At 64.7% G+C, this 13,176-nt stretch carries 10 protein-coding genes and 1 pseudogene; 10 read left to right on the forward strand and 1 reads right to left on the reverse strand.

Annotated features, from left to right (window positions below; all coding sequences use genetic code 11):
- The first annotated feature begins 93 nt into the window (after window positions 1-93).
- From V0R59_RS08295 to trpE, 9 genes and pseudogenes are all read left to right on the forward strand, one after another.
- Window positions 94-2,478, forward strand: a complete 2,385-nt coding sequence (locus V0R59_RS08295; RefSeq protein WP_330074385.1) for a PAS domain-containing sensor histidine kinase — start codon at window positions 94-96, stop codon at window positions 2,476-2,478.
- A 15-nt stretch (window positions 2,479-2,493) separates the two neighbouring features.
- Window positions 2,494-3,123, forward strand: a complete 630-nt coding sequence (locus V0R59_RS08300; RefSeq protein WP_330074386.1) for a response regulator transcription factor — start codon at window positions 2,494-2,496, stop codon at window positions 3,121-3,123.
- A 274-nt stretch (window positions 3,124-3,397) separates the two neighbouring features.
- Complete coding sequence (locus V0R59_RS08305) at window positions 3,398-4,522, forward strand: ABC transporter ATP-binding protein (protein WP_330074387.1); 1,125 nt, start codon at window positions 3,398-3,400, stop codon at window positions 4,520-4,522.
- A gap of 40 nt (window positions 4,523-4,562) precedes the next feature.
- Window positions 4,563-5,597, forward strand: coding sequence for an ABC transporter substrate-binding protein (locus V0R59_RS08310; RefSeq protein WP_330074388.1), 1,035 nt, complete (start codon window positions 4,563-4,565; stop codon window positions 5,595-5,597).
- A gap of 66 nt (window positions 5,598-5,663) precedes the next feature.
- A complete protein-coding gene (locus V0R59_RS08315) occupies window positions 5,664-6,911 on the forward strand; it encodes an ABC transporter permease (RefSeq protein WP_330074389.1) in 1,248 nt (415 codons plus the stop codon).
- Window positions 6,912-6,921: 10 nt separating this feature from the next.
- Window positions 6,922-7,749, forward strand: a complete 828-nt coding sequence (locus tag V0R59_RS08320) for an ABC transporter permease (protein ID WP_330074390.1) — start codon at window positions 6,922-6,924, stop codon at window positions 7,747-7,749.
- 156 nt (window positions 7,750-7,905) lie between these two features.
- Window positions 7,906-8,580, forward strand: a complete 675-nt coding sequence (gene rpe / locus V0R59_RS08325) for a ribulose-phosphate 3-epimerase (protein ID WP_330074391.1) — start codon at window positions 7,906-7,908, stop codon at window positions 8,578-8,580.
- A pseudogene (locus V0R59_RS08330) lies at window positions 8,577-9,393 on the forward strand (phosphoglycolate phosphatase). Before rpe ends, V0R59_RS08330 begins: the two are co-directional and overlap by 4 nt.
- 72 nt (window positions 9,394-9,465) lie before the next feature.
- The gene (gene trpE / locus V0R59_RS08335) at window positions 9,466-10,944 is read left to right on the forward strand and encodes an anthranilate synthase component I (protein WP_330074392.1); all 1,479 of its coding nucleotides are present in this window, start codon (window positions 9,466-9,468) and stop codon (window positions 10,942-10,944) included.
- A 39-nt stretch (window positions 10,945-10,983) separates the two neighbouring features.
- Here trpE and estP read toward each other — a convergent pair whose 3' ends face one another.
- The gene (gene estP / locus V0R59_RS08340; RefSeq protein WP_330074393.1) at window positions 10,984-12,888 is read right to left on the reverse strand and encodes an esterase EstP; all 1,905 of its coding nucleotides are present in this window, start codon (window positions 12,886-12,888) and stop codon (window positions 10,984-10,986) included.
- 14 nt (window positions 12,889-12,902) lie between these two features.
- Between estP and V0R59_RS08345 the strand changes: the two genes are divergently transcribed.
- Window positions 12,903-13,142 carry a hypothetical protein gene (locus tag V0R59_RS08345; protein ID WP_330074411.1) on the forward strand — a complete coding sequence of 80 codons (240 nt, stop codon included), beginning with the start codon at window positions 12,903-12,905 and terminating at the stop codon, window positions 13,140-13,142.
- The last annotated feature ends 34 nt before the right edge of the window (window positions 13,143-13,176 follow it).

Genomic DNA, 13,176 nt, shown 5'->3' on the forward strand with positions numbered 1-13,176 from the left:
CTCGATCCAGGCCAGAATGATTACCGGCAGCCTAATGGTATTTGTCCGGGACGGCCACGTTTGGCGGCCTTCCTTCTATTGACGAGATTCAAGATGATTCGTTTGCGCCGTCTGTGGGTTATCGGCTGTCTTTGCTTGCCCTTGATCGTGGTGGCTGCGCCGGCACCCAGCACGGTGCAGCTGGATCCGGCGCAAAGCCAGTGGCTGGAACAGCACCGCAGCCTGCGGGTCGGGCTGGTCTTGCAGGCGCCGTTCGCACAGTTCGACCGTCGTCTGCAGCAGTTGTCCGGGGTCAACGTCGAGGTGATGCACCTGCTGGCGCGCAACCTCGGACTGGACCTTACCTGGCGCAACTTCGCCGACCAGGCCGAGCTGGAGCATGCCCTCGCCGGTGGCGAGATCGACCTGGCTCCGGGCCTGACCCAGACCCCCGCTGGCCTGCGCCTGTGGTTGTTCAGCGATCCCTATATGCGCGTGCCGCAATTGATCGTCGGCCAGCGCAGTGGCGCGGTGGCGGTGGACGTGGAAAAGATCGGCGACCTCGAACGGGTCGCCGTGCGCATGCCCAGCTCGGTGGCCGATCACCTGCGTGCGACCTACCCCAATCTCAACCTCCAGGGCGTTCCCGGCGAGCGCCAGGCTTTGCAACTGGTGGTCAGCGATCAGGCGCGCTTCGCTGTGGTGGACGAGGCGCAACTGAGCCGGCTATCCCGGGAAAGCGAGTTCAGCGAACTGGCGGTGGTCGGCGATATCGGTTTCCCGCAGTTGCTGCGGGTAGCATCACGGCGCGACTGGCCACTTCTGGCGGATGTGCTCGAACGCGGCTTGCAGGCGATCCCGGCCAGGGACCTGGAAGAACTGCACAGCCGCTGGCTCCAGCCCAAGTACCCGCGCCTGAGCGAGTCGCCCGGTTTCTGGCAGAACCTCGCGCTGTTGTTTGCCGCGCTGTTTTTCAGTGGCGTGGCGATCATCATCTGGCAACGCCGCCAGCAGCACTTTCTCGAACACAGCTTGCTCGCCGCGCGGGAAGACCTCGCCCTGCGCCTGGGCCGCGAGGAAGCCCTGCGCTTGAGCCAGTTTTCCCTCGACCAGAGCACCGTGGGCATTCTCTGGGTGCACTGGGACAGCCACGTGCGCTACGCCAACCGCGCTGCGGAAAGCATGCTCGGCTACGCGCCGGGCGGCGTGCTGGAGCGCCCGCTGATCGACTTCGAGCCGCAACTGCACATGGACCGCTGGCTGGACCTGTGGAAGCGCGCCAGGGCCAGCGACGAGTCCGCGCAACGCTTCGAGACTCAATGGCTGCGCGCCGACGGCAGCCTGCTGCCGGTGGACGTATCGCTGAGCTTCCTGCGCTTTCGCGACGCCGAATACCTGGTGGTCTACCTCACCGACGTCAGCGAGCGGCGCCGCGCCCAGGCCGCCCAGCGCGAGAGCGAGGCGCGGCTCAAGGGCATCGCAGCCAACGTCCCGGGCCTGGTGTTTCGCCTGGAGCGCGACCCGGGTATCGACGAGCTGGAATTCCCCTATATCAGCGAGGGCAGCGAGGCGCTGGTCGGCTATGCCCCGGCGGAGATCCAGGATCCGGACATGGGCCTGCGCAACCTGGTGCACGCCGACGACCGCGCCGACTATCACCGGGTCCAGGACGAGGCTCTGGCCAGCGACAGCGACTGGTCCTGGCAGGGACGGATCCTCACCCGCCAGGGCGAGCAGCGCTGGGCCGACATCAAGGCCAGTGCGCGCAGTCTGAGCAATGGTCGGGTGGTGTGGGACGGCATCGTCTGGGACATCACCCAGAGCAAGCAGGTCGAGCTGGAACTGGCCAGCTCTCAGGAGCAACTGCGCGAACTGGCCGCGCACCTGGAAAGCGTGCGGGAAGAAGAGAAGGCGCGTATTGCCCGGGAAGTGCACGACGAACTGGGGCAGATGCTCACCGTGCTGAAACTGGAAACCTCCATGTGCGAACTGGCCTACGCTGACCTCGACCCGGGGCTGACGGAGCGCCTTGGCAGCATGAAGCGCCTGATCGCCCAGCTGTTCCAGCTGGTGCGCGACGTGGCCACGGCGCTGCGCCCGCCGATCCTCGATGCCGGCATCGCCTCGGCGATCGAGTGGCAGGCGCGCCGCTTCGAGGCTCGCGCGCAGATCCCGTGCCTGGTGGAGGTTCCGGAAACCCTGCCGCCGCTGAGCGATGCCAAGGCCACCGGGTTGTTCCGCGTGCTGCAGGAGGTGCTGACCAACGTCATGCGCCATGCCCAGGCGCATACTGTCGAGATCAGCCTGACCCTGGAGGGCCCGATGCTGTGCCTGCGGATCAGTGACGACGGCGTCGGTTTCGTGGTCGACGACAGCCGTCCCAGTTCCTTCGGGCTGGTCGGCATGCGTGAGCGGGTGTTAATGCTGGGTGGCGACATGCACCTGGAAAGTGAACCGGGCGAGGGCACCAGCCTGAGCGTACGTATTCCTCTGGACTGAAACAGGAGCGCGGCAGTGATTCGAGTATTGGTGGCCGAAGACCACACCATCGTGCGCGAGGGCATCAAGCAGCTCATCGGCCTGGCCAAGGACATGCAGGTGGTGGGCGAAGCGGGCAATGGCGAGCAGTTGCTGGAGGCGCTGCGGCATACGCCGTGCGAGGTGGTGCTGCTGGATATCTCCATGCCCGGGGTCAACGGCCTTGAGGCGATCCCGCGGATCCGCGCGCTGACGACGCCGCCGGCGATCCTTGTGCTGTCGATGCATGACGAAGCGCAGATGGCTGCCCGCGCGCTCAAGGTCGGCGCCGCCGGCTATGCCACCAAGGACAGCGACCCGGCGCTGCTGCTCACGGCGATCCGCCGGGTGGCCGGGGGAGGGCGCTATATCGATCCGGACCTGGCCGACCGCATGGTCTTCGAGGTGGGGCTGACCGATGCGCGGCCGCTGCATTCGCTGCTGTCGGAGCGCGAATTCTCGGTGTTCGAACGCCTGGCCCAGGGGGCCAACGTCAACGATATCGCCCAGCAGCTGGCGCTGAGCAACAAGACCATCAGCACGCACAAGGCGCGGCTGATGCAGAAGCTCAATGTGACCTCGCTGGCGGAGTTGGTGAAGTACGCGATGGAGCACAAGTTGCTCTGAATGTTCTGAAAACGACCTGTAGGAAATTGATGTTTCCTGTGCAGGCCTCATCGCTGCGGTGCGGCGGTCCGACAAGCCAGCTCCCACAGGATTTGGTGTGGCTGCAGGCGATGAGGCGATCCAGGACATACCTAATCCCGTCATCTTTGTAGGGCAATCCCTACAAACCCCCTTCCACCCGGCTGATATCAATCTCTCAGCACCCCCGATTTTCGCCGCCCCCGCGCTTCCCTACATTTGGATCACAGCAGTCATCCAACAAAAAGGTGCGGGTATGAGTGAGGTCAATTCGAACGCTGCGACCGGCGAGACGCTGGTCAGCTTCCGTGGTGTGCAGAAGAGCTACGACGGCGAGTCGCTGATCGTCAAGGACCTCAACCTGGATATCCGCAAGGGCGAGTTTCTCACCCTGCTCGGCCCGTCCGGTTCGGGCAAGACCACCAGCCTGATGATGCTGGCCGGCTTCGAGACCCCGACCGCCGGCGAGATCAAGCTGGCCGGGCGTTCGATCAACAACGTGCCGCCGCACAAGCGCGACATCGGCATGGTGTTCCAGAACTACGCGCTGTTCCCGCACATGACCGTGGCCGAGAACCTGGCCTTCCCCCTGACCGTGCGCAACCTGAGCAAGACCGACGTCAGCGAGCGGGTCAAGCGCGTGCTCAACATGGTTCAGCTGGATGCCTTCGCCCAGCGCTACCCCGGCCAGCTCTCCGGTGGCCAGCAGCAGCGCGTGGCCCTGGCCCGGGCGCTGGTATTCGAGCCGCAACTGGTGCTGATGGACGAACCCCTCGGCGCCCTCGACAAGCAACTGCGCGAACACATGCAGATGGAGATCAAGCACCTGCACCAGCGCCTCGGCGTGACCGTGGTCTACGTGACCCACGACCAGGGCGAGGCGCTGACCATGTCCGACCGCGTCGCCGTGTTCCACCAGGGCGAGATCCAGCAGATCGCCGACCCGCGCACCCTCTATGAAGAGCCGAAGAACACCTTCGTCGCCAACTTCATCGGCGAGAACAACCGCATCAACGGCCGCCTGCTCAGCCGCGATGGCGACCGCTGCCTGGTGGCCCTGGCCCGTGGCGAGAAGGTCGAGGCCCTGGCGGTCAATGTCGGTGAGGCCGGTGAGCCGGTGACCCTGTCGGTGCGTCCGGAGCGCGTGCGTCTCAATGGCCACAGCGAAAGCTGCGTCAACCGCTTCTCCGGTCGCGTGGCCGAATTCATCTATCTGGGCGATCACGTGCGGGTTCGCCTGGAAGTCTGCGGCAAGGCCGACTTCTTCGTGAAGCAGCCGATCGCCGAACTCGACCCGGCGCTGGCCGTGGGCGACGTGGTACCGCTGGGCTGGGAGGTCGAGCACGCCCGCGCGCTCGATCCTATCCTGGAAGCCCACTGAGGTTTGCTAACCAACACCCTGCACTGTGGAGAGAATAAGAATGCTCAAACACTTGAAGTTGACCGCTCTGGCACTGGGTCTGTGCACTGCGACCCACGCATTGGCGGCAAGCGATCTCACCGTGATTTCCTTCGGCGGCGCCAACAAGGCGGCGCAGGTCAAGGCGTTCTACGAGCCGTGGGAAAAGGCAGGCAAGGGCAAGATCGTCGCGGGTGAGTACAACGGCGAGATGGCCAAGGTGAAGGCCATGGTCGACACCAAGAGCGTGTCCTGGAACCTGGTGGAAGTCGAGTCGCCGGAACTGGCCCGTGGTTGCGACGAAGGCATGTTCGAAGAGCTGGATCCGGCCCTGTTCGGCAATGAGTCCGACTACGTGCCGGGTGCCATCCAGCCGTGCGGCGTGGGCTTCTTCGTCTGGTCCACGGTCATGGCCTACAACGCCGACAAGCTGAAGACCGCACCGACCAGCTGGAAGGACTTCTGGGACACCAAGAACTTCCCGGGCAAGCGCGGCCTGCGCAAGGGCGCCAAGTACACCCTGGAGTTCGCCCTGATGGCTGATGGCGTGGCACCGAAGGACGTGTACAAGGTCCTCGGCACCAAGGAAGGCCAGGATCGCGCCTTCAAGAAACTCGACGAGCTGAAGCCGAACATCCAGTGGTGGGAAGCCGGCGCCCAGCCGCCGCAGTACCTCGCTTCCGGCGACGTGGTCATGAGCTCGGCCTACAACGGCCGCATCGCCGCGGTGCAGAAGGAAAGCAACCTGAAGGTGGTGTGGAACGGCGGTATCTACGACTTCGACGCATGGGCCATTCCGAAAGGCGCGAAGAACGCAGAAGAAGCGAAGAAGTTCATCGCCTACTCCGTGCAGCCTGAGCAGCAGAAAACCTATTCGGAAAACATCGCCTACGGTCCGGCCAACTCCAAGGCGGTCGCCCTGCTGTCCGACGAGGTCAAGAAGGACATGCCGACCACCCCGGAAAACATCGCCAACCAGGTGCAGATCGACGTCGCGTTCTGGGCCGACAACAGCGAACAGCTGGAACAGCGCTTCAACGCCTGGGCCGCCAAGTAAGACGCCCCACCGGAGCGTCGGCCCGAGGCCGGCGCTCCCCGTTTTCCAAGATTTCCGGAGTTCGCTATGGCCATCGCAGTGCCCATCAAAGAAGGCTCGGGTCCCACCCTCAAGCAGCGCCTGGCGCGTGCCGAGCGGGTCAACCGCTTCAAGGCGCAGGCGTTGATCGCGCCGCTGGCGCTGTTCCTGCTGCTGGTGTTTCTCGTACCGATCGCCGCGCTGCTGTACAAGAGCGTCGGCAACCCAGAAGTGGTGGGCGGCCTGCCGCGTACCGTGGTCGCCGTGGCCGAGTGGGATGGCAAGAGCCTGCCGGGCGAGCCGGTGTACAAGGCGCTGAGCGAAGACCTCGCCGAATCACGCAAGAACCAGACCCTGGGCGACCTGTCCAAGCGTCTCAACATGGAGCTGGCCGGCTACCGTAGCCTGTTGGCGAAAACCGCCCGGGCCCTGCCGTTCAAGACCGAACCGGCTTCCTATAAGGAAGCGCTGCAGGAACTCGACGAGCGCTGGGGCGATCCCGCCTACTGGCAGGCAATCCGCCGCAACACCAGCAGCGTGACCCCGTTCTACCTGCTGGCGGCCCTGGACCATCGCATCGACGACCTCGGGGAGCTGGCCCCGGCCACCCCGGATCAGTCCATCTATCTGGACATCTTCACCCGTACCCTGTGGATGGGCTTCGTCATCACCGCCATCTGCCTGGTGCTGGCCTATCCGCTGGCCTACCTGTTGGCCAACCTGCCGACCCGGCAGAGCAACCTGCTGATGATCCTCGTGCTGCTGCCGTTCTGGACCTCGATCCTGGTGCGGGTGGCGGCGTGGATCGTGCTCCTGCAATCCGGCGGCCTGATCAACAGCGCGCTGATGGCCATCGGCATCATCGACCAGCCGCTGGAACTGGTGTTCAACCGGACCGGCGTGTACATCTCGATGGTGCACATCCTGCTGCCGTTCATGATCCTGCCGATCTACAGCGTGATGAAGGGCATCTCGCCGACCTACATGCGCGCGGCGATCTCCCTTGGCTGTCACCCGTTCACCAGCTTCTGGCGCGTGTACTTCCCGCAGACCTACGCCGGTGTAGGCGCCGGTTGCCTGCTGGTGTTCATCATGGCCATCGGTTACTACATCACCCCGGCGTTGCTGGGCAGCCCGAACGACCAGATGGTCAGCTACTTCGTGGCCTTCTACACCAACACCAGCATCAACTGGGGCATGGCGACCGCGCTGGGCGGCCTGCTACTGCTGGCCACCGTGCTGCTGTACCTGATCTATAGCTGGCTGGTCGGCTCCAGCCGCCTGCGCCTGAGCTGAGGAGCGAATCATGCTGAGTCCGTACATGTCGCCCGTCGAACGGGTCTGGTTCTACAGCTTGCGCATTCTCTGCGGGCTGATCCTGCTGTTCCTGGTGTTGCCGGTGCTGGTGATCATCCCGTTGTCGTTCAACAGCGGCAGCTTCCTGGTCTACCCGCTTCAGGGCTTCTCGTTGCAGTGGTACCACAACTTCTTCGCCTCCGATGAATGGATGCGCGCCCTGAAGAACAGCATCATCGTCGCCCCGGCGGCCACGGTGCTGGCCATGGTGTTCGGCACCCTGGCCTCGATCGGCCTGACCCGCGGGGACTTCCCCGGCAAGTCGCTGATCATGGCCCTGGTGATTTCGCCGATGGTGGTGCCGGTGGTGATCATCGGTGTCGCCAGCTACCTGTTCTTCGCCCCGCTGGGCCTGGGCAACAGCTTCCTCTCGTTGATCCTGGTGCATGCGGTGCTCGGTGTGCCGTTCGTCATCATCACCGTGTCGGCGACCTTGCAGGGCTTCAACCACAACCTGGTACGTGCCGCAGCCAGCCTCGGGGCTTCGCCGATCACCACCTTCCGCCGGGTGACCCTGCCGCTGATCGCGCCAGGGGTGATCTCGGGGGCGCTGTTCGCCTTCGCCACCTCGTTCGACGAAGTGGTGGTGACCCTGTTCCTCGCCGGTCCCGAGCAGGCCACCCTGCCACGGCAGATGTTCAGCGGGATTCGCGAGAACCTGAGCCCGACCATCGCTGCTGCGGCCACGCTGCTGATCGCGTTCTCGGTGATCCTGCTGCTGACCCTGGAGTGGTTGCGCGGGCGTAGCGAAAAACTGCGGACACAGCAGCCCACCTGAGTTAGCAGGGGCCTTGTGGGAGCGGGTTCACCCGCGATTACGATGGTGAAATCACCGCCCTGATCGCGGGTGAACCCGCTCCCACAGGCATCCACGCCGCTCTTGCAGTGGCTGATGTACAATGCGCGCCACCGTGAATTTGCCCAAAGGTGCGCCATGCAGCCCTTCGCTATTGCCCCCTCGATCCTTTCCGCCGACTTCGCCCGCCTGGGCCAGGAGGTCGACGATGTGCTGGCCGCCGGCGCTGACATCGTTCATTTCGACGTCATGGACAACCACTACGTGCCCAACCTGACCATCGGTCCGATGGTCTGTTCGGCACTGCGCAAGTACGGCGTCACCGCGCCGATCGACGTGCACCTGATGGTCAGCCCGGTCGACCGCATCATCGGTGACTTCATCGAGGCTGGCGCCACCTACATCACCTTCCACCCGGAAGCCTCGCAGCACATCGACCGCTCCCTGCAACTGATCCGCGACGGCGGCTGCAAGGCCGGCCTAGTGTTCAACCCGGCTACCGGCCTGGATGCGCTGAAGTATGTGATGGACAAGGTCGACATGGTCCTGCTGATGAGCGTCAACCCCGGCTTCGGCGGGCAGAAATTCATCCCCGGCACCCTCGACAAGCTGCGCGAAGCCCGTGCCCTGATCGACGCCAGTGGCCGTGATATCCGCCTGGAGATCGACGGTGGCGTCAACGTCAAGAACATCCGCGAGATCGCCGCGGCGGGCGCCGACACCTTCGTCGCCGGCTCGGCGATCTTCAACACCCCGGACTACAAGGCTGTCATCGACCAGATGCGCGCCGAACTGGCCCTGGCCCGCCCATGAGCGGCTTCGAGCAGCTGTTCCCGCAACGCCTGCCGCGGCTGGTGATGTTCGACCTGGACGGCACCCTGATCGACTCGGTCCCGGATCTGGCGGCGGCGGTTGACCGCATGCTGCTCGAAATGGGTCGCGCCCCGGCCGGTGTCGCGGCGGTGCGACAGTGGGTTGGCAACGGTGCACCGGTGCTGGTGCGCCGGGCCCTGGCGAGTGGCATCGATCACTCGGCAGTCAACGACCAGGAGGCCGAGCACGGCCTGGAGATCTTCATGCGTGCCTATGGCGAAAGCCATGACCGCACGGTGATCTACCCGGGCGTGCGCGACACCCTGCGCTGGCTGCAGGCCGAAGGCGTGGAGATGGCCCTGATCACCAACAAGCCTGAGCGCTTCGTCGGTCCGCTGCTGGACCAGATGCAGATCGGCCTGTACTTCCGCTGGGTCATCGGTGGCGACACCCTGCCGCAGAAGAAGCCGGACCCGGCGGCACTGCTGCATGTGATGCACCTGGCCGGCGTGGCTGCGGATGAAGCGCTGTTCGTCGGCGACTCGCGCAGCGACGTGCAGGCGGCGAAAGCCGCGGGCGTGAAGTGCGTCGGCCTGACCTACGGCTACAACCACGGGCGGCCGATCAGCGAGGAATCCCCTGCGCTGGTGATCGACGACCTGCGCGCCCTGCTGCCGGTTGCTTCGGTGCAGCCACTGAGCTAACGTTGAGCCCTTCACCCCTCCACCCGGTAGAGATTCCATCGTGGTAGCACCTGGCAAACTCTGGATGAAAGTCATCAAGGCCCTGGCCCGTTGGCGTTGGCGCGCCTGACTTCCTTCCAGCCGGCTCCGATCCGGCACGTTTGCCATTTGTCTTTTCTTGCTCTACCGCCACGAGGCAATCATGACCCGCGAAGAATTCCTGCGCCTGGCCGCTGAAGGCTACAACCGCATTCCCCTGGCCTGCGAAACCCTGGCCGACTTCGACACGCCGCTGTCGATCTACCTGAAATTGGCCGACCAGCCCAACTCCTACCTGCTCGAATCTGTGCAGGGCGGCGAGAAGTGGGGGCGTTACTCGATCATCGGCCTGCCATGCCGCACCGTGTTGCGGGTGCATGAGTACCAGGTGCGTGTCACCGTCGATGGCGTCGAGACCGAGCGTCATGACGTCGAGGATCCGCTGGCCTTCGTCGAGACCTTCAAGGAACGCTACAAGGTGCCGACCATCGCCGGCCTGCCGCGCTTCAACGGTGGCCTGGTCGGTTACTTCGGCTACGACTGCGTACGCTACGTCGAGAAGCGCCTGGGCAAATGCCCGAACCCGGATCCGCTGGGCGTCCCGGACATCCTGTTGATGGTTTCGGATGCCGTGGTGGTGTTCGACAACCTGGCCGGCAAGATGCACGCCATCGTCCTCGCCGACCCGGCCCAGGAAAATGCCTACGAACAAGGCCAGGCCCGCCTGCAGGAGCTGCTGGAGCAACTGCGCCAGCCGATCACCCCGCGCCGCGGCCTCGACCTCAGTGGCCCGCAGGCCGCGGAGCCTGCGTTCCGCTCCAGCTTCACCCAGGCGGACTACGAGCGGGCGGTGGACACCATCAAGGAGTACATCCTCGCTGGCGACTGCATGCAGGTGGTGCCGTCGCAGCGCATGTCCATCGACTTCGGCGCCGCGCCGATCGACCTGTACCGCGCGCTGCGCTGCTTCAACCCGACGCCTTACATGTACTTCTTCAACTTCGGCGATTTCCACGTGGTAGGCAGCTCGCCGGAAGTGCTGGTGCGGGTCGAGGACAACCTGGTCACCGTGCGTCCGATCGCCGGTACCCGCCCGCGTGGCGCCACCGAGGAAGCCGACCGGGCGCTGGAAGAGGACCTGCTGTCCGACGAGAAAGAGATCGCCGAGCACCTGATGCTCATCGACCTGGGGCGTAACGATACCGGTCGCGTCTCGGAAGTCGGCTCGGTGAAGCTGACCGAGAAGATGGTCATCGAGCGTTATTCCAACGTCATGCATATCGTTTCCAACGTCACCGGCCAGCTGAAGAGCGGCCTGACTGCGATGGATGCGCTGCGTGCCATCTTGCCGGCGGGCACCCTGTCGGGTGCGCCGAAGATCCGCGCGATGGAGATCATCGACGAGCTGGAGCCGGTCAAGCGGGGTGTCTACGGTGGGGCGGTGGGCTATTTCGCCTGGAACGGCAACATGGACACCGCGATCGCCATTCGCACCGCGGTGATCAAGGATGGCGAACTGCACGTGCAGGCGGGGGGCGGTATCGTCGCCGACTCGGTGCCGGCGCTGGAGTGGGAAGAAACCATCAACAAGCGCCGGGCGATGTTCCGTGCGGTGGCGCTGGCTGAGCAGAAGCCGCAGTAATCGCTATCGGGGCCTGCTGTGCAGGCCCCGATATCCCTTCTAGAACTCCAGGCTCAACGCCAGGTTGACCCCTTGCTGGGTCAGTTCGTCACTCGTCAGCCGGTTATAGCTCCCGCGCAACGCAACCCCCGGCGCCAGCGTCTGGCTCACCCCGAGGCTCACCCGCGTCAGGCTGCTGTGCGGCGTATACCCGGTCAGGGTGAAGTCGTTCGCCGGCAGGCTGTTGAGGTGGATGTTCAGGTCCTGGCGGTCATCCTCGAACTCGTGCTCCTTGGCAAGCTCACCAAACGCCAGTGTCGCTGGGGTCACCTGGAATTTCCCCTGCAGACCCAGGCCCAGGCGCCGTGAATCACGCTTCTGGTCACCGAAGGTCAACGCGGTGGCACGTGCACCTTCTTCGCTATAGCCATCCACCTTGATCCTTGCGTAATCGGCGCTGACGAATGGCGACAGATGCCACGGGCTGCCTGGCTCCGCCAGGTCGAAGCCGAGACGGGCGGACAAGGCGACCAGGTCGCCATCGGTGTCGCCTTTCTCGCTGCGGTCGTTCGGCCCGAGGGCGAAGGTCCGCTTCAGGTCGTCATAGTCCAGGCGTCCGCCCGTGAGCGCTGCGTCGGCCCACCAGCGATCGTGGTTGAACTGGGCGAAGAGTGTGGCGAGGTAGCTGTTCAGGCGGTAGTCGGAATCCTGCGCGCCGGCTTCCAGCTTCTGCCGGTAGAAGCCGCCGGCGATGCCGACACGCCAGTGCTCGTCGAGACGGTAGCTTCCGCCCACGGTGACGCTGTAGCCGTGTCCGTCGGCGCTGGCGGAACTGCTCTGGCTGTCGAGGTCCAGATTCTGGCCACTGGCCGCGACGATCGCCTGCCATTGCCCGACGCCCTGCCAGTCGGCCTGCCACTGGTTGCGCAGTTCGCTTTGATGGGCATTCAGGGTGCCGTAGGCCATTTCCGGCAGGAGCGTCAGTTCCCAGGGGGCGGAGAGGATCGAGTAGCCGTAGTCGGCGATCATCCGCTGGCCGGCGATGGTCGGGTGCACCGAGTCGTTGAACAGCAGCTTGGTCGGGTCGGGGGTGCTGCCGGTGGCACCATACGTCGGGTTCTGCGTGCAGCCATTGCCGCTGTAGCAGGTCTGCAGCAGGTTCTGGTCGGCGGCCAGGCCGAACTGGGTCGGGTTGGCCAGGGCTTCGTTGAACAGCAGCGGAATGTTCAGCGGGATGATTTCAGCGTCGATCTGTGCCAGTTGGCTGACCAGGGTCTGGTTGAAGACAGCGCTGAGCTGCGAGGTCGCCCCTTGCAGCGGCGTGCCGTTGAGCGCCGGGGTCAGGCCCAGGTCTGGCAGCAGCCAGACCATGATGTAGCGCGCGCCAGCCTGCTGCAGGGCCTGGGCGCTGGCGGCGAGCTGGGTTGCCGAGGTCGCCGCGGCGGCTGGCGAGGTCACCAGCCCCTGGAGGAAGTCGTTGCCGCCCCCGGTCAGGTAGTACAGCGCATTCGGATCCGCCAGGCGCCCGCCGGCGAGATAGCCCGGGCGTTGGCGCAGCACCGTGCCGGCGCCGGGATTGCCGGGCGGGATCACCACCAGGGATTCACCGGTGATCGACTGGTAGATCTGGTCGGTACGGTAGCCCCCGGTCGCCCAGTTGTTGCCATCGGGGATCCCGAGCGCGGCATTCACCGCCGAGGTGGAGGCGTTCAACTGGTCCGAGGGGACGCCCAGGTATCCGCCGAGGATCATCGATGAAACCGGCGCAAAGGTGCCATCCGCATTGCGGTTGGTGTAGCGCTGGCTGCTGGCGGGTGTCGTCGGATCGGGGAACTGGCCGGCGTCGGCGAGGCTGTCGCCGAAGACGATCATGGTGGAGTAGGGGGACGGGGCGGCAATGACGCTCGAGCAGGCGGCCGCCAGCAAGCACGCGGCCGATTGACGCAGATAACGGCGTTTTCTCATCGCAAGAGTCCTTCTTGTCGTTGTTTTTTTGGATTGCGCCGATTGAAGGTAGCAAATACATCGCTTCCTGCCTTGCCGATATTGCACGCAATGTTTCCGTAGGCTACTGTGCCGAAACGTATGAACGAGACCTACCCCGTGTTGATCGTCAGCAAACTCTTGATGCGCGTTATCAAGGCCCACGCCCGTTGGCGTTGGCGCGCCTGACTTTATCTCCTGCCGGTCCGCCGGCCCGTTACGTTTTGCCTTTCTGAAATGATTCCACGCACCTCTGCAACCGTCGCTTGC

Origin of the sequence: Pseudomonas ulcerans, assembly GCF_036324125.1 — a bacterium.
In the GTDB taxonomy this organism is placed as follows: domain Bacteria; phylum Pseudomonadota; class Gammaproteobacteria; order Pseudomonadales; family Pseudomonadaceae; genus Aquipseudomonas; species Aquipseudomonas ulcerans.